Source organism: Chitinophaga rhizosphaerae (assembly GCF_003958645.1).
GTDB classification, from domain to species: Bacteria; Bacteroidota; Bacteroidia; order Chitinophagales; family Chitinophagaceae; genus Chitinophaga; species Chitinophaga rhizosphaerae.
Map to the genome: position 1 here is coordinate 15243 of NZ_RXLO01000008.1, position 26085 is coordinate 41327.

Sequence of the window (26085 nt, forward strand, 5' to 3'; positions counted from 1 at the left end):
GAATCCGAATTTGAGCGCACCCGTATTCCTTATAACGCCGCCTTTTACACAGCTGAACACGCCATACCCGGCCACGGCCTACCTGAAAGGTTTCCTCAATACCAGGGGCATCCCGTCCGTACAGGCAGACCTGGGCATCGAAGCCACCGTGGCGTTGTTTTCCAAAAGCGGCCTTTCCACCCTCTTCGCCCGCATTCCGGCCGATAGGGAACTGAGCCCCAATGCGGCGCGCATCCTCGCCCTGCAAGACGATTACGTGCATACCATCGACGACGTGATCTCTTTCCTGCAAGGCCACAACCCTACCCTGGCGCACCGGATCTGCAAGCGCGACTTCCTCCCCGAAGCCTCCCGCTTCTCCCAGCTCGAAGACCTCGGCTGGGCATTCGGCTCCATGGGCACGCAAGACAAAGCCAAACACCTCGCCACCATGTACCTCGAAGATCTGTCCGATCTTATCCAGGAATGCGTGGACGAGCACTTCGGATTCAGCCGCTACGCCGAAAAACTCGGCCGATCGGCCAACAGCTTCGATGAATTATACGAAGCCCTCCGCCAACCCCTCACTTACGTCGACGAAATCCTGATCAGCCTCCTGGAAGAACGGATGAAAACCATACAACCTTCCATGGTGGCTATTTCCGTGCCTTTCCCCGGCAACCTCTACGCATCCCTTCGCTGCGCACAATATATCAAACAACATTACCCGCAGGTGAAAGTGTGCATGGGCGGCGGATTCGCGAACACCGAACTGCGCTCCGTTTCCGACCCGCGCGTCTTCGAATTCTACGATTACATCACGCTCGACGACGGCGAAGCGCCCATCGAAAACCTCTACCGCCACATCACCGGCGAACTGCCGGAAAGCGACCTGAAAAGGACTTTCCTGCTGAAAGACGGGCAGGTCACCTATATCAACAACGCGTCCTGCAAGGATTATAAACAGGGCCAGGTAGGAACGCCCGACTACAGCGATTTCCATCTCGGCAAATACATTTCCGCCATCGAAGTCGTAAACCCCATGCACCGCATGTGGAGCGACGGCCGGTGGAACAAGCTCACCATGGCCCACGGCTGCTACTGGGGCAAATGCACTTTCTGCGACATTTCGCTCGATTACATCCGGCTGTACGAGCCCGTGGCCGCAGCCATGTTGGTAGACAGGATGGAAGAACTGATCGCGCAAACGGGCGAAACGGGATTCCATTTCGTGGACGAAGCCGCACCGCCTGCGCTCATGCGCGCGCTGGCGCTCGAGATCATCAAAAGGAAACTCACCGTGAGCTGGTGGACCAACATCCGCTTCGAGAAAAGCTTCACCCGCGACCTTTGCCTGCTGCTGAAAGCCAGTGGCTGCATAGCCGTGTCTGGCGGGCTGGAAGTGGCGTCTGACCGGCTTTTGGAACTTATTCAGAAAGGTATTACCGTGGCGCAGGTAGCGCAGGTGAACCGCAACTTTACCGAGGCGGGCATCATGGTACACGCCTATCTCATGTACGGCTTCCCCACGCAAACCGCCCAGGAAACCATCGACTCCCTGGAAATGGTGCGCCAGCTGTTCAAAACGGGCATCCTCCAATCCGCCTTCTGGCACCTGTTTACCATGACGGCGCATAGTCCGGTAGGCCTGAACCCCGAAAAATACCAGGTTAAACGTGTATCCGACACCGTTGGCGCCTTCGCCAATAACGACCTCGAGCATATCGACGACTCCGGCGCCGACCACGAACAGTTCGCGTTCGGGTTGAAGAAATCGCTCTTCAATTTCATGCACGGCATTTGCCTCGACGATCCTTTGCAGCATTGGTTCGAGATGAAAATCCCCCGCACCAAGATCCCGCCCGATTACATAGAAAAAGCCCTCCAGGAAGATGCGCTCGGCGCCCGCAAACCCACGGCCAAAGTGGTTTGGCTGGGCAAAAAACCGCAGGTGCAGACACTTACCAAATCGAAAAAAGGCAGTACCTGGGAAGTGACCTCCCTCACGTTCCAGACGCGCAAGGAACCGCTGAGCATCAGCGTGGGCAAGGAACAGGGGATCTGGCTGGCCGATATGCTGGAAAAGCTTTCGGTACAGGCCGCCACGCCCCTCACGCTAAAAGATGTGGAAGCGAGCTATAGTGCCGCAGGTTTGGAAGACTTCGAACTGTTCTGGGACAATAAACCCGTGAACACGCTGCATAAAGCGGGATTACTGCAGTTGTAGGATCAGCGTTTCTTCGGCCGTTTTTTCGGTTTGCCGTATTTCAGCTGCATTTTTTCCTTGTGGCTGACTTTCACGTTCACCTTTTTGTTCTTTTCCAGCTTTTCGTGGAACGCGCCGCCGCCTTCGGTGGTGCTGCGCAGTTTCAGCTTGATGTTGGGAACGATGACTTCCGGGATTTCGGATTTGATGAGGACCGTCGAAATCTCCACTTCGGCGGGGATCGCCTCCACCGGAACTTCGAACTTCATAAGCGTTTCGGCTTGCTGAAGCAGGGGCAATTCCTTTTCCGTCACGAAGGTAAGGGCATTGCCTTCCGCGTCTTTACGGCCCGTACGGCCAATGCGGTGGATGTAGTTTTCGGGGGATTCGGGCATGTCGAAGTTGATGACATGAGACACCTCGGCGATGTCGAGCCCGCGGGCCATGATATCGGTCGCAATCAGCACCCGGAACACGCCTTCGCGGAACTGGCGGACGCTGTTGAAACGGAAATTCTGGTCTTTGTTGGAGTGGATCACCCCCACTGCGCCCGGCATGTGCTCCGCCATTTTTTCGTAGAGTTCATCGGCCAGGGCTTTGGTAGACGCGAAAACGAGCACCTTGCTCATATCCGGCCGGTTCAGCAGCAGGTATTCCAGCAAATTGACTTTCGTATTGAAATTGGGGACGTGATAAACGGTTTGCCGGATGTTGGCCAGCGGCGTTCCTGCCGGTGCCGCCTCTATCACGGTGGGGTTATGGAAGAAATCGTGGATGATGGCGTCTACCTCGGGCGTCATGGTGGCGGAAAACATAAGGTTCTGCCGGCGAACGGGCAGCATGTCGAGCACACGGGTGAGCTGGGGGCGGAATCCGAGGTTCAGCATTTCGTCGACCTCATCGATCACGAGCCGCTTGATGCTTTTCATCTTGAGGGCGCCGCTGAGGATCAGGTCTACCAGCCTTCCCGGTGTTGCCACCACGATGTCGATTTTGCCGTCGGCCGCTGCCATCTGGCCTTTCATGTTCACGCCGCCGTAAAAACCGGCGGTTTCGACAGACATGTATTTGGTGAGTTGTTTCACGGCCGTGGTCACCTGTTCCACGAGCTCGCGGGTGGGAACGAGGATCAGCACCTGGGGATAGCGTTCCCGGGCGAACGACCACAGCCTCAGGCAGGGCAGCAGATAGGCGAAAGTCTTACCCGTGCCCGTTTGCGCGATGCCGCACACGTCCTGACCGGACATCACCACGGAGAATGCTTTTTCCTGGATGGTGGTGGGCGTGGTAACGCCCAGGTCTTCCAGGGCGTTCAGCAAAGGCTTGTTCAGATTTAAATCCTCGAATGTCATAGCCGGCAAAATTACGCCGATTCCTGCTGAAATCGGCATCCATCCGCGAAAAACACAATTCCTGCGGTGGAAATAGAAGGTATTACAATATTGAATTTCAATACTTTAACTATCTCAAACTGCATTCCGGAAAAAAAATCCGCCGTCCCGCATGATAAAAATATTACATTCGCCCACCCTCAGCGCGGCCGGCGAAGGCGAAAGCGTATCCGGGCGTGCGGGGAACAACTGTTTACATTTACAATCAACCTACAACTGACGTCTAAAACGCGCCACAGGAGCGCATATGCCATACTTTCAACCAAACTGATCCTTATTCCGCTATGAAATTACCAGGTAAAAACACATTTGGTTTATTGCTGCGCTTTGGCGGCATGATGTTATTACTTTCCTTTATCGTCCGGATGGCGCTGCTGATATGGTCGTGGCAGGATGCAGCCATCGGTTTCGCATCGTTTTTCCGCGTGCTGGGTTACGGGCTGCTGTTCGACATCGGGGTGGCGGTCTTTTTCAGCCTGCCATACGCGTTGTACCTCGTGCTGATGCCAGCGAAATGGAACGATACGTTCGTGAACCGGGCCTTTACGTATGTGGGGTTCTTCCTCACCACGCTCATCCTCATGTTCTCGTTTTTCGCGGAGTTCACGTTCTGGGAGGAGTTCGGGAGCCGTTTCAATTTCATTGCGGTGGATTACCTGATCTACACGTACGAGGTGATCAACAACATCAACGAATCGTACCCGCTGCCGGTCCTTATCGGCTCCATGCTGGCGATCACGGCGGTGCTGATGTGGACCTTCGTGCGGCGGGGCTGGTTCCGGATGGCGTTCAGGGGCCAATCGGCTTTCCTGCAGCGGGTCTCCGTGCTGGCGACCCTCGTGATCATTGCGGCGGTCTATGCTTTGTGGGTGCCCAATGCGCTCGCTGAAAACGGCAAGAACCGGTACCAGGACGAGCTTGCCAAAGCGGGTGTATATTCCTTCTTCTCCGCCTTCAAAAACAACGAACTGAATTACGAACATTTTTACCGGCTCATCGATAATAAGGAAGCCTTCGCCACGATGCGCCACCAGCTCGGCGATAGCCTTTCCACCTTCGACAGGAAGGATTTCTCCATCCGCCGGAGCATCAACGATAGCGGAGACGCCGTTCGCCCGAACGTCATCCTCGTGACCATCGAAAGCCTCAGCGCCGATTTCCTGGGCAGGTTCGGCAATACCAACGGCTTAACCCCCGTGCTCGATTCCCTGGCCAGGGAAAGCATCGTTTTCACGAACATGTACGCCACCGGAACGCGGACCGTCCGCGGGATGGAAGCCCTCACGCTCGCGGTGCCGCCAACACCCGGCAGCAGCATCGTGCGGAGGCCCGGTAACGAAAACCTCAGTACCGTAGGCGCCATTTTCCGCCAGCAGGGCTACGCCACCGGGTTCTTTTACGGTGGAGACGGGTTCTTCGACAACATGAACAAATTCTTCGGCAGCAACGGCTACGCCATTACGGATAAAGGGCGGAACATGCTGGTAGACGATGAGATCGATTCCGCCCGCACCACCATCCCCGATTCCCTCATCCACTTCCGCAACGCCTGGGGCATCTGCGACGAAGACCTCTATCACACCGTCATCCGCGACGCAGACGCCAGGCACGCCGCCGGCAAACCATTCTTCGATTTCGTGATGACCACCTCCAACCACCGGCCCTTCACTTACCCGGAAGGGAAAATCGATATCCCTTCGGGATCGGGGCGCGATGGCGCGGTGAAATATACCGACTATGCGATCGGGCAATTCCTCAAAACGGCCCGCACGAAACCCTGGTTCAACAATACCGTCATCATTTTCGTGGCCGATCATTGCGCCAGCAGCGCAGGCAAAAACGAAATCGACATCTCGAAATACCACATTCCCGCCATCGTCTGCAACCTTCCCGGCACAGGCGCCATGGAAATCGGGAAAATGTGTTCCCAGATCGATCTGTTCCCGACCCTGTTCTGTATGCTGAACTGGGATTATTCCAGCAATTTATACGGACAGAACGTCCTCAGCCCGAATTATACGGAACGGATCATGCTCGGCACTTACCAGAAGCTGGCGTATATGAAAAACGACCGCCTGGTGATCCTGAGCCCGCAACAGGTAGTGGAAACTTTCCGGTACAACAAGGCGTCCAACGAACAGGTGCCCGTGCCGGCCGACCAGCCGCTGGTGAAGGAAGCCATCGCCAATTACCAGACGGCCTACTACCTTTTCAAACACGGAGGTATGAAATTATAATACACCCAACCTACCACTGTTGCACCTTGGCCCGAACGCTTTATTTGGCGGTTCGGGCCTTTTAACTGCCCGTCTGATGCAATGCAAAGGCCCGGACCTCATCGGTCCGGGCCTTTGCCGTATGGGAATGTTTCCCGGAAATTATTTATTGGCTACCAGCTCCACGTCGATGGTGAAATCGTCGTAGATCGTTTTGTCGCCCAGGTTCTCGAAGAAGCTCTTGGAGCGGTACTTGATGTCGAATTTGGTACGGTCGATGGTGATGGTGGCTTTGGCGTTCAGCTGGCTGCCGTTCACGACTACGGTAGCGGGGAAGCTGATGGGCTGCGTGATGCCCTTGATGGTGAGGTTGCCGGTGATATCGTACGCATTGCCGGATTTCTTGTTGGCGGAAGTGATGGTGAACGTGGCGTTCGGGTGTTTTTCCACGGAGAAGAAATCATCGCTTTTCAGGTGATTGAGCAGGCGGGCGTTACCGTTGGCGTCTTTGATATCTTCCACGGTCATGCTGCGGGTATCGATGGTGAAGGAGCCGCCTTTCAGGGTGGAGCCGTCTACCTGCAGATCGCCGCCGGAGATGGAAATGGAACCGTTATGGGAGCCGGTCACTTTTTTGGCGAGCCAGGCAACTTTACTTTTGGGACCGTCTACCTTGAAGGCAACGGGGGCGGCTTCGTTTTTGAAGGCAGGAGCGTTGGACACGGGAGCGTTGAACGACATCAGCACGGCCGCGCCGCTGATAAAGAGGATGGTAGTAAGTTTACGCATGTGATGGTTTGATTTGTATGATCCAATATACTGCAGGATCGATAACTTTCACATTTGTTTTACAAACATTTCACATAAGTTTTACATTCTGACGGGTACTTTAGCGGCATGATCGTTCGCAGGTCTCCTCCGCCATTCTAAGGCCTGGCAATTTGCCGGTCTTTCATCCGCCCAAAAAAGCCCCTGAACGAACGGTCCTGTAAAACCCATTGCAACGCCTGACCCAGTGCAAAAGATATTCGAACCGTGGCGTACGAGCCGGTTCCCTCTCCCGGGGAACCGGTTTTTTTATGGCTGGTTGATATCGCCCAGGTTCACTTTCCGCCTTTCCTTGACGATGATATGCGTGGTATGGGTAAACACCTTGTCGCCGTTCCCGTATTCCAGGAGCATTTCCAGGGGCATCACCACCGGCGGGTACGATCCTTCGCGCCGCATCCGTTCGATCTGTAATTTGAAATGATCGGGCATGAGGGAATAACCGGGGAAAACGGAATGCGGATCGAGGGGGATCCATACGTAAGCCGTCACTTTCATATGCGAGGTGTTCACCACCCGCGGGTCGTGGCGCAGGTTCTGTGCTACATACTCCTCACAGGCCACGCCGGCGATCACTTTTTTGGACCCCGTGCGCAGGAGCTCGCTCAGATAGCCGATCTCTCCGGGGTAAACGGGCTCCATCCCCTCCAGCTCCAGCCTCGACTTGTCTCCACTCGCTACACCCGCCACACCGGCCAGTTTCAGCTGTGATTCCTTTTCAAAATCCCCGAAAAAATAATACTTCGTTCCCGTACTGCGGCTTTTGAGCTGGATGTTGAACGCCGCCTGGGTGCTGCTGTAATAAATGACGATGTCTTCCCCGCCATCTATCACCCGCTGGTTCCCCTGGAAAGCCTCGCTTTCCTGGTACACGGCCCAGTCGTATTCGTAAGCGGAATCGATGCTAACGGCCTCGTCGCCCCCGATGATCAGCGTGGGATCGGGCGTTGCGGGCACTTCCTCCGCGGCTTTCTTCTTTCCCGTAATTTTCTTCAAAAGCTGTGCGTGCGCGGAAAACGCGAGCAGCGAAACGAGCGCCGCCGTAATAATAGGTATTTTCATAGGTCCAGCGTAAGGCGCCGGAAAAATACTCATATTATTTTAAATCGCAATACTAACTCACCATGAGGCTGCAGCCGCGCAGGGCAGACCGGTCTAGCCGGCCGAGCACTTCAAAGCTGCCGTCTGCATGGATTTTGCCGATATCGTCGGTGGCGATGAAGGAGCAGGAATGGATATTGGCGAGATCGACGACGTTGATGACGCCGGCGGCGGATGCGGAACTGAGCTGGAAGGGATCGTTTTCGTCGCGCACGAGCACTTTCATCCACGGCGGGCAATTGAACACGCCGTTGCCTTTGGAATAGGCCTGGGACAGGAGCTCCGTCATACCATATTCCGCGTGGATGGCCGGGGTGCCGAGGCGTTCCTGCAGAAAGGCGTGCAGTTCCTGGCGGGTCCATTCTTCGCGGCGGCCTTTCATGCCGCCGGTTTCCATGACGATGGTATGGCGCAGGTCCATCCGGTGGTCCTCCGCGAAATCGAGCAATCCGAACGTGACGCCGATGAGCAGGGTGGGTTGCCGGCGGGCTTCGAGGGCCAGCAGGGTATCGGCGAGCTTTTCGTGCTCATAAAGGTAAAACCCGCTTTCGGGGCGGCGGCTGCGGCGGATCATGTCTTCCACCATATAAACCAGCGACGAATTTTTCCTTTCGAGGTAGGACGGCAGGAGGCCCAGTACTACGAAGTCTTCCACCGGCCCGTAAAACCTGCGGAAAGCGTCGAGAAAACTGCGTGTATAGAGGTCCGTATCCTTTACTTCGTGGCGGCTGTTGACGGTCTGGGTAGTGCCGCTGCTTTCGAAGGTGACGGCCGGTTCGAATTCGCCGGTCACGATGCGGTGGGTCTTGAAGAACGAAATGGGGAGATACGGTACCTGTTCGGGGGTGCTGACGGTGGAGGGGTCTACCTTCAGCAAGTCCACATAAGCCCTGTACAGCGCGTTACCGGCGTATTGGTGCCTGAAAATAGCAGGCACGAGGGCCATCGGGTCCTTTTCCGTAAATATCCTGGCGGCAAGTTCGTCCTTCATAGCGACGGCAAATTTACGAATCCCGGGCGTTTATGTAACAAACCATGCTGCCGCAGCGTTAAATAACCGGGCACTTTGCCTTTTGCCTAATTTAATGTACGTTTGTCATATGAAGAAAATCCTCATTCTCTCTGCGTTATCGCTCGTGGCATTCCTGGGATGTAAAAAGGATAAGGACGGCGGCACCAAGCCCATCCTCACCTTTAAATCCGCCACCACTCTCGACGTTCCCAAGGAGATGGAAGAGGTTTTGCTTTACTTCAATGTGAAAGACGGCGACGGCGACCTCGAAGGCAACTGGCACGTGGTGGAACTTTTCCATTATCCGGACCCCGAAAAGTTCGACGTCATGCCGCTTCCCAAACTGGAATCCCATAAAGGCACGAAGATCGATGCCGAAATGATCCTTATCCTGAGCGACGTGCGCCAGGGCAACTTTCTGCCTCTCCACTGGCCCGATCCGGTATATAATCCCGACACCGTTCAATACAAGATATTCGTGACCGATAACGCAGGTAATTCCAGCGATACGATTGTCACTCCCAAGATCGTTCTCCGCCGCTAAAACGTTGCTCGTGAATGACCGGCTTTCCGTACATTTACATTTATGAGCAAGATCCAGGAACTGCAATCCAAGATCGCCGAAGCACAACTCGGCGGAGGACAGGTACGAATCGATTCCCAACACAAGAAAGGCAAGCTGACCGCCCGCGAAAGGCTCACGCTCCTGCTCGACGAAGGCTCCTTCGAAGAGATCGGCATGTTCGTCCATAACCGTAACCGCGGCATGACCACCGACCAGGAACAGTTTCCCGGCGACGGCGTTGTAACGGGATATGGGACCGTCAACGGCCGGCTCGTGTACGTTTTTTCCCAGGACTTTACCGTATATGGCGGCAGCCTCTCCGAGCCGCATGCCCGCAAGATTTGCCGCGTGATGGACCTTGCGATGGAAAACGGCGCTCCCCTCATCGGTTTGAACGATAGTGGCGGCGCGCGCATCCAGGAAGGTGTGGTGAGCCTGGCGGGATATGCCGATATCTTTTACCGCAACACCCGCGCCTCCGGCGTCATCCCGCAGATCTCCGCGATCATGGGCCCCTGCGCCGGCGGAGCCGTATATTCCCCCGCCATTACCGACTTCATCCTCATGGTGGAAAACACTTCCTATATGTTTGTGACGGGCCCCAACGTCGTGAAGACCGTGACACATGAAGAAGTGACCAGCGAAGCGCTCGGCGGCGCACAAACGCACGCCACCAAAAGCGGCGTTACGCATTTCGCGTGCGCCAACGAAGTAGCGTGCATCCAGACGATCCGCGAGATGCTGTCTTACATCCCCCAGAACTGCGAAGAAACCGCGCCGTCGCTGCCATACGAACCCGGCAACGAATCGCGGCCAACACTCAATAATATCATCCCCGAAAATCCGAACCAGCCGTACGACATGAAAGACGTCATCGCCGAGCTCACGGACGCCGATTCTTTCCTGGAAGTGCACAAGGATTTCGCGGACAACATCATCGTCGGCTTCGCACGCATCGCGGGGCGCAGCATCGGCATCGTGGCCAACCAGCCCGCCGTGCTGGCCGGTGTACTCGACATTCACGCTTCCGTGAAAGGCGCGCGCTTCACCCGCTTCTGCGACGCTTTCAATATTCCGTTACTTGTACTGGTAGACGTTCCCGGCTTCCTGCCCGGTACCGACCAGGAATGGAACGGCATCATCACCAACGGCGCAAAACTGCTCTTCGCGCTGAGCGAAGCCACCGTTCCCAAGATCACCGTTACCACCCGCAAAGCTTACGGCGGCGCGTATTGCGTGATGAACTCCAAACACATCGGCGCAGACTTGAATTTCGCGTTCCCGCAGGCCGAAATCGCCGTGATGGGCCCGAAAGGAGCCGTGGAGATCATCTACAAAAGGGAAATCGACGCAGCGGCCGATCCGGAAGCGCGCATGAACGAACTGGTGGCCGAATACACCGAACGCTTCGCCAATCCCTACCTCGCCGCCGAGAAGGGATATATCGACGAAGTGGTGATCCCCGAAACCACCCGCGAAAAACTTATGAAAGGGTACGCCATGCTGGAAAATAAAGTGGCAGACATGCCGCGGAAAAAGCATGGGAATATTCCGTTGTAACGGAACCGGCCAAACGATATCTCCATCGCTCCCAAACCCGGGAGCGATGTGCTTTTCCACCCTACCCGGCCAAAATCCCATACTATGGAATTTAATCGGGGGAAGCATTTTGAAGGTTTGCCTGACGATACGGAATGGTTAAGTAAACGATTCCCTGCGATAATCATCGCCGTGACCGTTTTGCCGATTGGGAAATGCTCCGCATCGGAATTCTAACCCCGATTCCCTATTTTAGCGGCTATGTTTCGCGGATTTTTCAATTTCCTGTTGTTTAGCTCGATCTATATCGCCGGCGTGGCGCTGCTGATGGTTTGGGAAACGGAGGAAATTGCAGGCCTTTCCCTCGACCGCGGCAATTACTTCGGCTTTGTTTTCTTCTCCACCATTTGCAGTTACAATTTTCACTGGTACCTCACCCCCGGGTCCGAAAAGTATTCGGAACGGATCCTCTGGGGCCGGCGGAGGCGGCGGCTGCAGCTCATGGGCTGCTTGACCGGCCTGCTGGGCGCCGCCTGGTATGGGCTGCCCCTGCTGCATCACTGGCTGCCCGTCAGCGGCGCGGTGTTGCTCACTTTCCTGTATTCCGCGCCAAAAGTGCCCCACGCCACGTTCAGATGGCTGAAAAAGATCGCCGTGGGCAAAACCATTTTCCTCGCGTTCGTTTGGATGTACGTCACCACCCTCCTGCCCTATCTCATCGCCGACGCGGCCAAGCTGGACTTCTGGCAGGTGGCGCTGCTCTGCGTCTACCGATTTTTCATCATCTACGCCATCTGCATCCTGTTCGACCATCGCGACCGGGAGGAAGACCGGGCCGAAGGGATCCGCAGTCTCATCACCAGTCTCGAAGAACCCCATCTCGATAAGTTGTACTACGCTTCGCTCATCGTATCGGCCATCTGCGCCGTGGCGCTGGCGCCTGCGCTGCCGCTGTTCGTGCTGTTCAGTCTCCTGGCTGCCGTGGCCGTGGTATGGGGCGTGAAGCGATATGCGCAGACGCATCATTCCGATTACGTCTATTATTTCCAGCTGGACGGGCTCATGGCATTATCCGCCCTCATCCACGCCATGTGGCTGCTGGCAGGCGGCATTTGACGCGGATTGCTTACATTTGAAGGATATTTAACCTGAACAACAATGGCTAAAAAAACGAAATCGATACTTACGAAGGAATCTATGAACTTTCTGCGCACTTACCTCAACAACCCCTCTCCCACCGGGTTCGAGAAGGAAGGACAGAAACTCTGGCTGGAATACCTGAAACCTTATATTGATGATACCATCGTAGACGCGTACGGCTCGGCTGTAGGGGTGATCAATCCCGAAGCGGCTTTCAAGGTGGTGATCGAGGCGCATGCCGACGAAATTTCCTGGTTCGTGAATTATATTTCGCCCGAAGGGCTCATTTACGTGATCCGCAACGGCGGGTCGGACCAGGCCATCGCGCCCAGCAAACGCGTGAACATCCATACCGAAAAAGGCATCGTGAAGGCGGTGTTCGGCTGGCCGGCCATCCATACGCGCCTGCGCAGCGGCGACGGCAAGGAGCCCCAGCCCAAGGTAGACAACATTTTCCTCGACTGCGGCGCCCGCTCCCGGAAGGAAGTGGAAGAACTGGGTATCCATGTTGGTTGCGTGGTAACTTTTGATGATATGTTCGAGGAACTGAACTACGATTACTTCATCTGCCGCGCGCTCGACAACCGCATCGGCGGGTTCATGATCGCAGAAGTGGCCCGCCTGCTGAAGGAAAACAAGCAGCGCCTGCCGTTCGGCCTCTATATCGTGAACGCCGTACAGGAAGAAGTAGGCCTGCGCGGGGCGGAAATGATCGCCAAGCGCATCAAACCCAATGTAGCCATCATCACCGACGTAACGCACGACACCACCACGCCGATGATCAACAAGAACATCGAAGGCGAAATCAAATGCGGCGCCGGCCCCAGCATCACTTACGGGCCCGCGGTACACAACATCCTGCGCGACCTGATCATCAAAACGGCCAAAAAGGAAGACATCCCCCACCAGCTGCACGCCGTTAGCCGCAGCACGGGCACCGATACCGACGCCTTCGCCTATTCGAACGACGGTACTCCTTCGGCCCTCATCAGCATTCCCCTGCGCTATATGCACACTACCGTGGAAATGATCAAAAAGGACGACGTGGAGAACACCATCCGCCTCATTTACCAAACCCTGCTGAACATCACGCCGAAAACCAACTTCCAGTACCTGTAAGAAATTGGTGCTGGATATTTCATAATTGTTTCATAGGTTTGCCGCTAAATCCGACTAGTATGATCCGTCACGATTGGACAATCGAAGAGATAAAGGATATTTATAATACGCCGCTGCTGGAGCTGATGTTCCGTGCCGCCACCGTGCATCGCGAACACCAGGATACCGCGGAAGTGCAGGTTTGCACCCTGCTTTCCATCAAGACCGGCGGATGTTCCGAAGATTGCTCTTACTGCCCCCAGGCAGCCCGCTATAACACAGGTGTAGACGTTCAGGCGCTGATGCAGAAAGATAAAGTGCTGGAATACGCCCAGAAAGCCAAAGACGCAGGTTCTACCCGCTTCTGCATGGGCGCCGCCTGGCGCGAAGTGCGCGACAACCGCGATTTCGACCGCGTGCTCGATATGGTAAAAGGCGTGAACGAGATCGGCATGGAAGTATGCTGCACCCTCGGCATGCTCACCGAATCGCAGGCCCAGAAGCTGGCAGACGCCGGCCTCTACTCCTACAACCACAACCTGGACACCTCCAGCGAATATTACGGAGAGATCATCACCACCCGTACGTACGACGACCGTCTCAATACGCTCAACAATGTGCGTAAAGCCGGCGTAACCGTATGCTGCGGCGGTATCATCGGCCTGGGCGAGAGCCACGACGACCGTATCAACATGCTCTACACCCTGTCTTCCATGCCCGAGCACCCGGATTCCGTACCCATCAACGCCCTCACCCGCGTAGCCGGTACCCCGCTGGCGCACCTGCCCAAAGTGGAATTCTGGGACATGGTACGCATGATCGCCACCGCCCGCATCCTCATGCCCAAATCCATGGTCCGCCTCAGCGCCGGCCGTGCCGAAATGAGCGTTTCCGAACAGGCGATGTGCTTCATGGCAGGCGCCAACTCCATCTTCACCGGCGAAAAGCTCCTCACCACCAAGAACCCTTCCTTCGAGGAAGACAGTCTGATGTTCGAACTGCTGGGCCTCAAGCCCCGCCAAGCCTTCAAAGAGGAAAAAGCCGCCGGTTGCTGCGATCACGATCATCAGCACGCACACGCACATGCACACTAAGCATATCTATTAAATTTTGGAGAAGAGCCGCCCGCACAGGGCGGCTTTTTTTATGCCCGGAAAACAAAAAACCCGTTCCGGATAAACCGGAACGGGAAACTGAATGGACATCGTAGGGTTTCAATCAGCTGTATGACTCAAGGTAGCTGTTTGGTGAGTGCTTCCTCCAGTGCCGCGCCCCGAAGGTCTTTGGCGACGATCTTCCCCTGCGGGTCGATGAGGAAGTTGGCCGGAACGCCCCGGATGCCGTATAGCTTCACAGCCGCGTTGTTCCAGAATTTGAGGTCGGACACATGCACGAAATCCTGCAATCCGTCCTTTTTGATGGCCTCCTCCCAGAGGTCCTTGCGGCCCGGCTGGTCGAGGGAAACGCTGAGTACCACGAAGTTGCGGTCCCTGAACTTCTTAAAAGCCGCCACCACGTGCGGGTTTTCTGCCCGGCAGGGGCCGCACCAGCTGGCCCAGAAGTCCAGGAACACGTATTTACCCCGGAAATCCGTCAGGCTGACGGGTTTGCCGTTCAGGTCGTTCTGCGTGAAATCGGGTGCCAGTGCGCCCACAACAATGGTCTTTTTCTTGTACATGTTGCCGGCCATGCGCTTTCCGGCGGGGGAATTGCGCTGGGTTACGGGGAGACTGGCGAACAGGGGCTCCAGTTCCGCCAGGTCCATGTTATTGTGGACAGACAGCTCCTGCATGGCGAACATGGTGACGGGGGAATTCGGGTTCTTTTTGATGAAATCCCGGATGAGCCCCTTCTTGTCGTCGAGCGCCTTGCGGAACTTCACGTTCAGGGAATTCGCCAGTGCGGTGTCTCGCCGCTGCTCGTCGGTGGCGCCGCCCCAGATGCTGTTGATTTCCGCCATCTGGTCTTCGTAGGGCTGGAGGTGCTTTTTGTACGCCAGGTCCGCATCGTTCAGTTTCGAGCCTTTCACTTTGGCCGAAGCCATGTCGGACCCGGACGTAACGGTAATGGTGCCGGGCTCCAGGTACATGATCTTGCGGTCCATGCCCTGGCCCATGTTCTCAAGCCGCTGGCCGTCTTTGCTCAATGCGAGCATCATCAGTGCGGGTTCCATGGTGGTGCCTTTGAAGGAGAATTCCCCGTTCTTCAGCACCGCAGAATCGAGGAAACGCTCATCGCCTTCGGTGCGGTCGAAATACACGATGGCCGGGGCATTCAGCTTGCCGATCCTGCCTTTCAGCACAAATTTGCCATCTTGCGCCTGTACAACGGCGGGAATCAACGCCGCAGCGAGGATGGCCCAGGTTTTTGATCTTACGGTAATCAGGTCCATATTGTCGGTTTACTGTTTCGGTAATTGGTTTTATTCGCGGATGAGGATGTCGCGCGGAGCGCCGGGAACGCCGGTCACTTTTTTGATTAGTTCCCCGAACTGCCCAACGGCGGTGTTCAGGAAATGCACCTCCCCTTCTATCCCCGCTACCAGCAGGTTCCCGTTTTGCTCCACTTTCAGCATCGTGATGTCCTTGCCGCCAAACGTCGCGCTCAGCTCACGGATCTCTTCATTGAGCGGATTGTAGCGGTAAATCTTCCCGTTCCCGCTGAAGAAGAACACGCCCACGGGAGACACCGCCCATTTCGTGGTGGCCGTCACCAGGCTGTCTCCCCTGAATTTCTTCATTTCGCGGGCGTTGAAACGCTGCCTGCCGTCGCGCCAGTCGATCCCGAAACGCAATTGCATCGTTTTGCCGAGGGAGTCGCAGAAGGCGAAGATGTCGTTGTCACTGAATTTCTCCATGTAGATCAAATCCATCTTGAGGTTTTTGGGCACGAAAGCGGAGTCGAACACGGTGTAGGTGGTATCGAGATAAATGCCGGGCATGAAGCGCAGGAAACATTTCTTCTCCTTGTCGAACGCCAGGAAGTGAGACACCGCCTGCCCGCTTTCCGCCAGCTCCTGGAGCATTTGCGGCGCCAGTTTGTACCCGCCCGTCACCGGCACGCCGAAATACCCGTAATAGGTCCCGAAAGGCGCCGTTTCGAAGGTGCCCATGAACAGCTGATCGTTGATGATAGCCGTGGTAGTACCGTTGAGGTTGCGGAGGAAGTAATTCGATTTGGCCGTGGCCATGGGATCGTAGAAATTCTCCTTGAGCGTGCGCACCTGTTGCAGGGTGCTGGCATCAAGCAAAACGCCTCCATCGTCGCTGCCGGAGAAAGTGAGCCAGTACTGCGTGATCTGGTTCATGTAGAACTGGTTGCGCACGTATACGAGCTGCTGCGGCCCGCCGGGCAGGGTTTTCTTGTTGATGGCTTCGTACACGTCTGCCTGCAGGGAATTGTCGGGCTTGATGAACGACAGCGAAGAGGAATTCGCATCGCCGCTGAGCACGAGGGCGCCGCGCGTAAAGGCCGTCTGCCCGCTGATCACGAAATCGTAAAAGTATTTCTGCCCGGTATTGTTATCGGTCACTTTCAGCAACACCGTGTACCGCGCGGCGCCGAGGCCGTAAACGATCCGGAGTTCCCTGGTGAAATAATCGTCGGTCATGGCACGTTCGGGAATGTTGATCTTCCATTCGCAGGAATAATCGTTGGCACCGCTTTTCAGCGTGATCTTCGGCGCCACGATGAGGCTGTCGCCCGACATCACGTGGTACACCGAATCCAGCCCCGACATGAGGGGAGCCGGCACTTCCATATAATCGTAGTTGCCTTTATCCTTGTAACAGCCTGCGAAAACGGCTGCCACGCTGAGTATGAACAGGTATATCTTTTTCATGGCATTGCAGGGTTAGATGACCGGGTCTCCGTCTTCATCGGTGAAATAATAACGGCCGTCGGCCGGGTTGAGGGTGAGCACGAACTTTTTGGCGGTGTTGCCGCTGTGGTAGAATTCCAGCGTACCATTGGCGCCGGGTGTGATCACGTACCCTTCCGCCGGGTTCTCCGCCACCCAGGTTTGCGGGTTGGTGAGGAAGGAGCGGAAACGCCGGGTATGATATAGCACTTTCGGCGTCGCCTGCCAGTCTGCCCGGTCTTCGGTTAATTTGTTAGTACCGGAAACGCGGATGAACAGTTCATGTTTCACGCGGGAATATTCCCCCAGTTCGCCCTGCCAGATTTCCCACCACAGCGGTTTTTCCAGCCGGTTGGAGAAAATGATCTTGGCCGTGTCCAGCTTGGGGATGGTAGTCCCGAAATCGGCGGAAGGCTTCAGCTGGAGCATGAGCTTCACCGCTTTTTCGGCCAGCAGCGGATCGGTATTGTACATTACCACCGGGATGTCGAGCCGTCCGGAATCCGCCGGCAGCACATATTCCGCGGCCAGCGCCTTATAGTGGAGGCCCGCCTGGGCGGTGGTTTTATCGGCGATCAGCGCCACTTTCACCTTGCGCGCCGCACCGGTTCGGTTACCGGAAACGCGCACGGGTAAAAGGACCGTATCCGTCGCCAATTCGGGGAATAGCGCGAAGGAATAAATGACGCTGTCGATGCGCTGATGCGTAAGGTCGCTTTCCGCGAAATCGAAATAGACGCCATCGGCTGACTGGTACACCAGTTCCTCTTTTTTATCGCATCCTGCCAGCCATCCTGCAGCCAGCAGCCATATCGTGATGTTGGTTATTCTTTTCATACTTGTGCAGGTTTAACGGTTACCGTATGCAAGCTCATCGTCCGGCCAGGGGAAGACGAAAATCTGGGGAGAAGGCTGTATCGTATTGCCGCCCATGCCGGGCCAGGCGCGGTTCAGCCGTTTGTACATGTAGAAGATCTGTCCTTCGCCGAAGAACTCTTTCCTGGCGTCTTTCACAAGCTCGCCGAGGAACACGCTTTTCGCCGGATCGTTCAGCGGAACGCCCATCCCGCGCTGTTTCCGAACGGCATTGAGGTAATCCCATGCCTTGGCGGGATCGGTGTCGTAAATACTTTCCGCGGCGATGTAAAACATTTCGCTGAAGCGCAGCATGGGGATCATGAGCTCGTGGAGGTTCTTGTCGGCATTGCGGCTATATTTCTCCAGGCGCATGTAGCCGCCTGTTGAGCTGCTTTGCTGGCTGAACCATTGTTTGAAACGGAAATCTTCCGCGCCGGGGCCTCCCACTTCAAAGATCGTCCGCAACTCGCCGGGAGGCGTGTTGAGCGTGGTTTCGCCGTTACGCAGGCGGTCGAACAGCGGGTTGGTCATATTCGGTGCATACAGCCCGAAGAGCAATTCCTTGTACAAAATCCGGTCTTTCTGCTGATCGTCCGGGTTGAGGAAATCGGTCTGCCGCGTCCAGGGGAATTTATTCGATTCGATCACTTCCTTCGCCAGCGCCAGCGCCGCGGCATGATTGCCGGCGTAGAGCTGCACCCGCGCCAAAGTCCCCGTCACGGCGAAATAATTCAACCGGTGGCGGCGCTGCTGCAGGAACATCGGGCCGGAAACTTCCGTGGAAGAATCGGGCGTGGTATACCCGACTTTGTAACCGGGCTTCATGATGGGGTCTGCGGACCTGAGCAATTCCCGCGCCTGCGACAGGTCGCGGACCAAGGAATCCAGCGCCTGGCGGAGCGTATACACCGGCGTCGTGCTTTTGGAGAACGTCGTCACATACGGAATACCTTTCGCCGCAGGGCCCGCCACCGGTGCGGCCGCAAACTGGCGCAGCACGTCGAAGTGGCACCAGGCGCGCATCGCCAGCGCTTCCCCTTTGATAAGATCGCGCTCACCGGCGTCTAGCAACCCGCCGGAGCCATCGATGTGCTCCAGGATAAGGTTGGCATTGGCGATCACGTTATACAAGCCCGACCACACGCTCTTCTGGCGGTTGATGAAGTTGTTGTCCTTGTAATTGAAAAGCATCGTCTGGCGGAAACCAATCCGGTCTACCACGTCTACGAGGTAGTTCTGCGCTAGCACGTCGAGCGTACCAGCCGTCAGTTCCCTGCCGTACAATTCTTCCTTCACGCTGCGGCTATACAATCCGTTCAATGCATCCTGGTACCCTTCGCGGGTGGTAAACAGCAGGTCCATCGATACTTCCGACTTGGGCGACACGTCCAGCCATTTGCTGCAGGATGCGAGCGCCAGCATGCTACAAATCAGTATGATACTATATCTCATTGGGCGCATTTTTTAGAATCTGGTAGAAAGGGTGAATGTAATGCTCCGGGCAAACGGGTAATCGATCCCGCGTTCGGCCTTTACGGTAGACCAGTACGCCAGGTCGTTCATATTGGCCGACAGGCGCAGGTAATGCATCCGCAGTTTCTTGTAAAAGCCTGCCGGAAAATCGTACGACAGGAAAATGGATTTCAGCTCGAGGCGGTTCTCTTCCTGCACGAATCTCGACGAAGTCTGCGTGCTGCCCTGGTCGGCGATATTTTTGAAAAACGCGATATCCCCTGGCTTGATCCAGCGTTCCGACAACACGCGGCTGTCTACGTTGTAGCGCGGATCCGCATTCTCCACGCGGTCTACCAGGGTCTGGTTGTAGATATCACCGCCGAGCCGCGTCCAGAAGCGCACTTCCACCATAAACCCGCCGTAAACGATGCTGGTACCGAAGTTGCCTTCGAGCAGGGGCGTTTCGTCGCCTACGGGCATGATGTCTTTCACGTTGTAGTCGTAGGTACGGGTGCCGTCGGCGCGCAGGTAAATTTCCTTGCCCGTTTCCGGATCGATGCCGAGGGAGCGGACGGCGTAGATCGTGCTCATCGACTGCCCTTCCCTGAACCGCAGCAGCGGCACGGAGCGCAGTTCCGGTTTTTCCTGTTGCTGCTTGTCGATCTCGTCGTTGAAGCTCTTCAGCGCATTGGAAATCTTCGTGATCTCGTTGGTGTTGTGAACGAGGTTGAAGTTGAAGTTGACAGACCATTTGCGGCTGCGGAACGCGTTCATGCGGAGGAACACTTCGTAGCCCTTGTTCACCATCTCGCCGAGGTTCTCCTTGTATTTCGGGAAGCCGGTGCTGAGGGGAACGTTCACGTCGGCCAGCAGGTCGCGGGTATGTTTGAAATAGTATCGGGGCGCAAAGTAAATCCGGTCGTTCCACAGCGATGCTTCCATCCCCAGGTCGTAATTCTGCGTCCGCTGCCATTTCAGGCCGCTGTTGCCGTATTCCTTGAAAGTGGCGCCCACGCCGGTAGAATACCAGTCGCCGCCGTAATATTGATAAGTGGTGTTGGACAGGTAAGACGGGAAAGATACATCGCCCGTAAGACCGGTGGTGGCCCGCAGTTTCAGCTGGTTGATGAACGAATGGCCCTGCAGGAACGCCTCCTGGTGGAGGTTCCAGCCTACCCCCATCGACCAGAACGGTGCCATGCGCGAATCTGCGCCGAATTTGCTGGAGCCGTCCACACGGAACGTGGCATCGAGCAGATAACGGTTTTTGTAGGCGTAGTTGATCGTAGCGAATCCGCCCGCAAGCCTTTGCTGGCGCGACTCTCCTTCCGGATGCGCGTTCGCCTTGTACCGCCGTGCGAAGTTGATATCGTTGAAGCGGTCGTTCACGAACCCTTCGCCCACGGCTTCCTTCCTCCAGTAATCGACCGTCTGCATATTGAACCCGCCCGTTGCGGTGAAATAATTGCCGCCGATCTGCTTGTTGTAATTGAGGGTCACGTTACCGTCCCAATGCGATTCCTTGTCGGCCGCGTACGTGTATTGTCCCCTGTTTTTCAGATCGTCGCCCTTGTAGTCGTAATAATCATTGCTGAAAGGAGAAACGAACTGGTCGATGGATGATCCGCGGCGGATGAAGCTGATCTCCGAACGCACGCGCCAGTTGGGATTGAAGTTGTATTCCAGCGCCAGGATGTCCGTGAATTCGAGGTATTCGCTCTTGTCGAAATTACCGATGGTGGATTCGTACATCGGGTTGAGGACGGTAGAACTGATGACGCTGTTGGTTTCTCCGCCACGCGAATTCCACAGGTCGATCTCGCGGATGAGGCGGCCCAGGCTGTCGGTTTTCGGGTAGTAGGGATTCATGCGCACGTATTTCGAGAAGCTGCCGTACGGACTGTTCCGCTGGTTCACCTGTGTGATGGTAAACATGTTGCGGGCCATGAATTTATTGTTGCCCAGGTTGTAGCTCAGGGTGTTGGACAGGCTGTACCGGTCGCGCCCGGAACCTTTCATCACGCCGCCGTTGTTCTGGTAGCGCGCGTCCACCCCGTATTTCACGGTTTTGGTGCCGCCCTGGACGGATACGGAATGGCGCTGGCCCAGTTCCGTCTGGATGGGTTGCGACAGCCAGTAGGTATTTACGCCGGCCAGCACGTTGTTCCTTTTCCGGTAGTACTGTTTTTCCAGTTCGTCGGGAGCGTCTACGTCGTTGTTGGCGTACAGCCCTGCGAGGCGTTCGTATTCCAGTTTGTCTTTCGCGCCGAGCACGTTATAGGCCGTGAGATCGGGCGCCTGGATGTTGAGTTCGTAATTGTAGTGCAGCTCGAGCTTCCCTTCTTTCGGCGCTTTGGTGTAGATCACCACCACGCCGTTGGATGCACGGGAGCCGTAAATGGCCGTGGCAGCAGCGTCTTTGAGGAGCGTGATCGTTTCCACACGGTTCATGTCGAGGTCGAAAATGGCCTGTATGTTGGTCGGGTAACCGTCGAGGATGAAGAGCGGCAGATTGGTAACGCTGGCCAGCTGGTTGCGGCTGAGCACGTTGTCCGTATTGGCCGGAAGCGCGGTGGTGCCGCGGATGGAAATGTTCGGCAACGCGTTCGGGTTGGAGCCCGCCAGGTTGTTTTCGGCGATGCGGAACGACGGGTCGTACGCCTGTATGCTGGACAGGATGTTCTGCGGATTGAAACGCTTCAGTTCTTCGCCCGTGATCGTAACGGCGGAACCGGTGTAGTTGTCGCGCTTGATGCGCTGGTATCCCGTGATCACGACGTCTTTCATGGACTGCACGTCTGTGAGCAGTTTCATGTCTATCTGTGTGCGCTTGCCCACTTTCACTTCCTGTGCCTTGTACCCGATGAAGCTGTACACAAGCGTAGCGTTGGGCGGCACGTTGCGGATTTCGTACCGGCCGTCGTCGTTGGTTTTGGTACCGTTCACGGTGCCTTTAACGAGTACGGTCACCCCGGGCAAAGCGAGCCCCTGTTCGTCGGTCACCAGGCCGTGAACGGACGCCTGTTGCTGCGGGATGGCGTTGAGGCCTTGCAGCGCAGCGGCCCTGTCCGCCGAAGCAGCGGGCTGCGCGGCGGTAGTGGCGGGCGTTGCGGCGGGCGCGGGTCTGTCTTTCCGGTAAATGATGAAATCATTGCCCTGCGCCTGTTCCGCTTCGAGGCCGAAAGCGGCGAGGTAGCGGTTGATGTATGCGCTCACGGATTCACCGTTGTGCTGGGGCGGCGGCGGGTCGGCGAGTTGACTGCCGACGGTGTTGCCCATGTAATTGAGGCGCACATGAAGCTGCTTCTCCAGATTGGCCAGTACGCGCTTCAGCGGCTGTTTTCGGCTCCCCGTCTCCTGTTGGGGCTCCTGGTACGCAGGAGCGGGCTCCCTTTGCGGCAAGGTAAGTCGGGTGGCGGCCTGTGCGGCTACTGCCGTCAGGCACATCGCCAGCGTCAGGCATCGGCCGGCGTTGAATTGTCCCATAGCAATGTAGATTTAGGTTGGTTGTTTGTCCAATGTCGATTTCGGTCCATATCTCATCAGGCAAAAAAATCCCTGCTGCGCACCGCTGCATGCCGCGGGCGTAGTCCGGTTGCCCGGCGTTTTATATGTTCTGCTGATAATTTTCTTTTACTGTCCCCCTTTCCGGATCACGTAACTGTTTTTACCGTTTTCCGTGATGGTAATGTCGAACGACCGCGACAGCGTTTTGAAAAACACGTCGATATGATCGGTCGGGATGGTGCCGGTGAATGTTTCCTGCAGCATGGCGCTATCTTCCAGCTGTACCTTGATGCCGGTATTTTCTTCCAGTGCGAGCAAAACATCGGCCAGGGTTGCGTCCTGGAAGATGAGGCGTTGCTGCTGCCAGGCGGCGTAATGCCCGGGGTCTACCCGGTTGTTGGTCAGCTCCTTGCGCTCGGCAGACCAGGTGACCATATCTCCCGGCCGCATGGCGATGAGGGAGGTATCTTTCCGGTTGAGCTTCAGGTTTACCTTTCCGTTTTGCAGTACGACCTGTGTTTGCACGCGGCGGGTGTTGACGTTGAACGCCGTTCCCACCACCTGGATGTCTACATCATTTGTATGCACGATGAATTTCCGGTTGCCGGATTCATGTTTCACTTCGAAAAAAGCCTCTCCGCCCAGCCAAACTTCGCGGGCCGAATCGCCATCCCAGGAAACGGCATATTTAACTGTGGAATTTACATTGAGGCGGATCTCCGACCCATCGGGAAGCGAAATCGTCTTCACTTCGCCGAAAGCCGTGGATACGGTGTTGAACGCTTCTTTTTCCTTCCCGGGCAGCCATACGATGGCCATGATGCCGATCACCACGGCTGCGGCGGCCCAGGGCATCCAGCGCAAAAGGTTGTGGCGGCGCGGCGCTTCGTCTATCGAAGCCACGATCCTTTCCCAGGTTGCTTCCTGCAGATGGGCGGGCGGCGCGGCCTGTTGAGCGGCCGTTGTCAGCAGCCAGTCTGCCGCGGCCTGCATGGTAGCCGCGTGTTCCGGATGCCGGCGTGCCCAGGCTTCCCAAAGCTCCGTGGCGCGGGGGTCTTTTTCCAACACCCACTCCCGGAAGCCGGGCTGCGATAAGAAGTGTTCCAACGTGAAAGTCTGGTCGGCCATGATAATTACTTAACAGGTAAAGCAGGGATCGAACGAATTCTTAGCGCCGTTTCCCATCATTTTTCAAAAATTTTATGTCATCCCGTTCCGCCGTTCCCGAAAAAGGCCAATGCAAAAACGATTTTGTCGCTGTTATCTTTTAAATATTTCAGTGCTTTTGACAGCAATACGTAAGCGGAATTCACGGAAAGCGACATGATATCGGCCGTTTCGCGGGTATCGAGGCCATGATAATACCGGAGGTACAAAACTTCCTGCTGGCGCGGGGGCAGTTCCGCCATCACGCCCGCCAGGCGCGCACGGCGCTGCTGGTCGCTCTGTTTGCCGATAAGCTCGTCTTCGGGGGATGCGGACGGCGCGTCGTAGAACGCACCATCGTCGTCGGGCAGTACGAACTGTTTGCCGATGTGGCGGAGGATGCGCCGTTTGAGGCTGGAAAGCAGGTAGAACCGGATGGAGTCCGTGGCCGAAAGGCCGTTCCTCCCCTGCCAGATGCTCACGAATACGTCGTGGATGGCGTCTTGCACGAGGGTTTCATCCGCATGCACCTTCATCCCGTACCCGTAAAGCGGGCGGAAGTGCTGCCGGTAAATGTAATCCAGCGCAGCACGGTCGCCCTCCTTCACTTTATTCCACAGGTCCCGGTCTGGCAACCCGGCGTAAATACCGCCCGCCCCGATCATATGTTCGATACCATTGCTCAATGCCGTTAAAGATAAAAAGGGGATCGCTGGAATGCAAAAGAAAAGGCTCCCCTTTTGGTAAGAGAGCCCCTATATTACCCGAAATCAACTATTTTCAACGCTCCAGCAAAAACCGGAGCGCCAATTCATACCCTTTCATGCCCAAACCGGTGATCACGCCAACGGCCTGGCCGCCCGTTACCGACTTGTGGCGGAATTCTTCCCGGGCATAAATATTACTGATATGCACCTCCACCACCGGTGTATTGATGGCGGCGATGGCGTCGCGGATCGCGTACGAATAATGCGTGTATGCCGCGCCATTGAGGATGATCCCGTCGTATTCGAACCCGATCGCCTGCAACTGGTTAACGATCTCCCCTTCCACATTGCTCTGGAAGTAGGAAATATCTACCTGCGGGAATTTGGCTTTCAGGGTTACCAGGTATTCGTCGAACGAAAGCTTTCCGTAAATCTCCGGTTCGCGCTTGCCCAACAGGTTGAGGTTGGGGCCGTTGATGATGGCTATTTTCATGTGATGGTTTGATGCGTTATTCTCCCCAGCGGAACGTGTCCTGCTCCAGCCCGGCCAGGTCAATCACCCGGTCTACCACGGTAGCGGCCACGTCTTCGATGGACTGTGGTTTGGAATAGAACGAAGGCGTGGCAGGGCAAATGATCCCGCCGGCTTCGGTTACGGTCTGCATATTGCGGATGTGCACCAGGTTGTAGGGCGTATCTCTCAGCACGCAGATGAGTTTCCTGCGTTCTTTCAACACCACGTCTGCCGCGCGGGTGATGAGGTCGTTGGAGATGCCGCCGGCTATCCGGCCCAGGGTGCCCATCGAACAGGGGCAGATGATCATGGTATCGAAACGCCCGCTGCCACTGGCGAACGGTGCGTAAAAATCTTTCTGCGAATAAAACGGGAATGGCAACTGCTCGTACCCTTTTTCGTCCAGCTCGGTTTCCCAAACCGTTTTCGCGTTGTCGGTCATCACGATGGCCACCTGGTCTACCTGGTCTTTCATCACAGCCAGCTTCCGCAGGAGCTGCCGTGCGTAAACAGACCCGCTGGCCCCGGTAACCGCCACAACTATACGATGCTTCATGCAGCAAATCTACAAAAAACAAGGTCCTGTTAAAAAGCAATTACACTTTTCAACAGGACCATGGCGGTAAAAAATATTTTCTTTAGCTCATCTCTGCCAGTTCTTCCATGCGGATGGCCATATGGCTTTCGTCGTACACACATTCACCGTTGCGGATCAGCAACACCTGGGGCGATTCGTGCTCCACGCCGAACAGCTCGGCGATGCGGTTGCTGACGGGGCGGTAACGGATGAGGTCCAGGTAATAAAACTCCCACCCTTCGGGTGATACGGATCTTTCCAGCCGCGATTTTACCATACCACTGGTAGGGCAGCGCGTGCTGTGCTTGAATATCACCACGGGGTGGTCGAAAGACCGGTGCCGGATAGCTGCCAGCTGTTCTTCACTTTCCAACGTTGTCCACATAG

General features: G+C 56.0%; 21 protein-coding genes. 7 read left to right on the plus strand and 14 right to left on the minus strand.

The window, feature by feature from the left end:
* Nucleotides 1–10 precede the first annotated feature (10 nt).
* Nucleotides 11–2206, plus strand: a complete 2196-nt coding sequence (locus tag EJ361_RS18185; RefSeq protein WP_126247072.1) for a B12-binding domain-containing radical SAM protein — start codon at nt 11–13, stop codon at nt 2204–2206.
* Between the two features lie 2 nt (nt 2207–2208).
* Here the strand turns inward: EJ361_RS18185 and EJ361_RS18190 are convergent, their stop codons facing one another.
* A complete protein-coding gene (locus EJ361_RS18190) occupies nt 2209–3537 on the minus strand; it encodes a DEAD/DEAH box helicase (protein ID WP_126247073.1) in 1329 nt (442 codons plus the stop codon).
* Nucleotides 3538–3860: 323 nt separating this feature from the next.
* Here EJ361_RS18190 and EJ361_RS18195 point away from each other — a divergent pair, with 323 nt between their 5' ends.
* Nucleotides 3861–5813: an LTA synthase family protein gene (locus EJ361_RS18195; protein WP_126247074.1), complete on the plus strand. Its 1953-nt coding sequence runs from the start codon at nt 3861–3863 to the stop codon at nt 5811–5813.
* Between the two features lie 141 nt (nt 5814–5954).
* On the opposite strand, the gene EJ361_RS18200 is transcribed toward EJ361_RS18195, so the two are convergent.
* The 3 genes from EJ361_RS18200 to EJ361_RS18210 form a co-directional block, all read right to left on the minus strand.
* Nucleotides 5955–6581: a YceI family protein gene (locus tag EJ361_RS18200; RefSeq protein WP_126247075.1), complete on the minus strand. Its 627-nt coding sequence runs from the start codon at nt 6579–6581 to the stop codon at nt 5955–5957.
* Between the two features lie 288 nt (nt 6582–6869).
* Nucleotides 6870–7682 (minus strand): hypothetical protein, encoded by an 813-nt coding sequence (locus EJ361_RS18205; RefSeq protein ID WP_126247076.1) that lies wholly within the window; start codon nt 7680–7682, stop codon nt 6870–6872.
* 52 nt (nt 7683–7734) lie between these two features.
* Entirely contained in the window at nt 7735–8712 is a 978-nt protein-coding gene (locus tag EJ361_RS18210) for a long-chain-fatty-acid--protein ligase (RefSeq protein ID WP_126247077.1), read from the minus strand.
* 109 nt (nt 8713–8821) lie between these two features.
* Between EJ361_RS18210 and EJ361_RS18215 the strand changes: the two genes are divergently transcribed.
* The 5 genes from EJ361_RS18215 to bioB all read left to right on the plus strand — a co-directional run bounded on the left by EJ361_RS18215 (nt 8822) and on the right by bioB (nt 14169).
* Entirely contained in the window at nt 8822–9277 is a 456-nt protein-coding gene (locus EJ361_RS18215; protein WP_126247078.1) for a hypothetical protein, read from the plus strand.
* A gap of 42 nt (nt 9278–9319) precedes the next feature.
* Nucleotides 9320–10858 carry an acyl-CoA carboxylase subunit beta gene (locus tag EJ361_RS18220; protein ID WP_126247079.1) on the plus strand — a complete coding sequence of 513 codons (1539 nt, stop codon included), beginning with the start codon at nt 9320–9322 and terminating at the stop codon, nt 10856–10858.
* Nucleotides 10859–11098: 240 nt separating this feature from the next.
* The gene (locus tag EJ361_RS18225) at nt 11099–11953 is read left to right on the plus strand and encodes a UbiA family prenyltransferase (protein ID WP_126247080.1); all 855 of its coding nucleotides are present in this window, start codon (nt 11099–11101) and stop codon (nt 11951–11953) included.
* A gap of 42 nt (nt 11954–11995) precedes the next feature.
* Nucleotides 11996–13096, plus strand: a complete 1101-nt coding sequence (locus EJ361_RS18230) for a M42 family metallopeptidase (protein ID WP_126247081.1) — start codon at nt 11996–11998, stop codon at nt 13094–13096.
* Nucleotides 13097–13155: 59 nt separating this feature from the next.
* Nucleotides 13156–14169, plus strand: a complete 1014-nt coding sequence (bioB, locus tag EJ361_RS18235) for a biotin synthase BioB (protein WP_126247082.1) — start codon at nt 13156–13158, stop codon at nt 14167–14169.
* Between the two features lie 137 nt (nt 14170–14306).
* Here bioB and EJ361_RS18240 read toward each other — a convergent pair whose 3' ends face one another.
* The 10 genes from EJ361_RS18240 to ytxJ all read right to left on the minus strand — a co-directional run bounded on the left by EJ361_RS18240 (nt 14307) and on the right by ytxJ (nt 26083).
* Entirely contained in the window at nt 14307–15467 is a 1161-nt protein-coding gene (locus EJ361_RS18240) for a TlpA disulfide reductase family protein (RefSeq protein ID WP_126247083.1), read from the minus strand.
* 30 nt (nt 15468–15497) lie between these two features.
* Nucleotides 15498–16916: a PKD-like family lipoprotein gene (locus EJ361_RS18245; RefSeq protein ID WP_126247084.1), complete on the minus strand. Its 1419-nt coding sequence runs from the start codon at nt 16914–16916 to the stop codon at nt 15498–15500.
* A gap of 12 nt (nt 16917–16928) precedes the next feature.
* The gene (locus EJ361_RS18250; RefSeq protein WP_126247085.1) at nt 16929–17771 is read right to left on the minus strand and encodes a DUF4843 domain-containing protein; all 843 of its coding nucleotides are present in this window, start codon (nt 17769–17771) and stop codon (nt 16929–16931) included.
* 12 nt (nt 17772–17783) lie between these two features.
* Nucleotides 17784–19244 (minus strand): RagB/SusD family nutrient uptake outer membrane protein, encoded by a 1461-nt coding sequence (locus tag EJ361_RS18255; protein WP_126247086.1) that lies wholly within the window; start codon nt 19242–19244, stop codon nt 17784–17786.
* Between the two features lie 12 nt (nt 19245–19256).
* Nucleotides 19257–22733 carry a SusC/RagA family TonB-linked outer membrane protein gene (locus tag EJ361_RS18260; protein ID WP_126247087.1) on the minus strand — a complete coding sequence of 1159 codons (3477 nt, stop codon included), beginning with the start codon at nt 22731–22733 and terminating at the stop codon, nt 19257–19259.
* 147 nt (nt 22734–22880) lie between these two features.
* Complete coding sequence (locus EJ361_RS18265) at nt 22881–23882, minus strand: FecR family protein (protein WP_126247088.1); 1002 nt, start codon at nt 23880–23882, stop codon at nt 22881–22883.
* A 77-nt stretch (nt 23883–23959) separates the two neighbouring features.
* Complete coding sequence (locus EJ361_RS18270; RefSeq protein ID WP_126247089.1) at nt 23960–24586, minus strand: RNA polymerase sigma factor; 627 nt, start codon at nt 24584–24586, stop codon at nt 23960–23962.
* A gap of 94 nt (nt 24587–24680) precedes the next feature.
* Nucleotides 24681–25100, minus strand: a complete 420-nt coding sequence (aroQ, locus tag EJ361_RS18275) for a type II 3-dehydroquinate dehydratase (protein ID WP_126247090.1) — start codon at nt 25098–25100, stop codon at nt 24681–24683.
* Between the two features lie 16 nt (nt 25101–25116).
* A complete protein-coding gene (locus EJ361_RS18280; protein WP_126247091.1) occupies nt 25117–25677 on the minus strand; it encodes a UbiX family flavin prenyltransferase in 561 nt (186 codons plus the stop codon).
* A gap of 82 nt (nt 25678–25759) precedes the next feature.
* Nucleotides 25760–26083 carry a bacillithiol system redox-active protein YtxJ gene (gene ytxJ, locus EJ361_RS18285; protein ID WP_126247092.1) on the minus strand — a complete coding sequence of 108 codons (324 nt, stop codon included), beginning with the start codon at nt 26081–26083 and terminating at the stop codon, nt 25760–25762.
* Nucleotides 26084–26085: the final 2 nt, after the last annotated feature.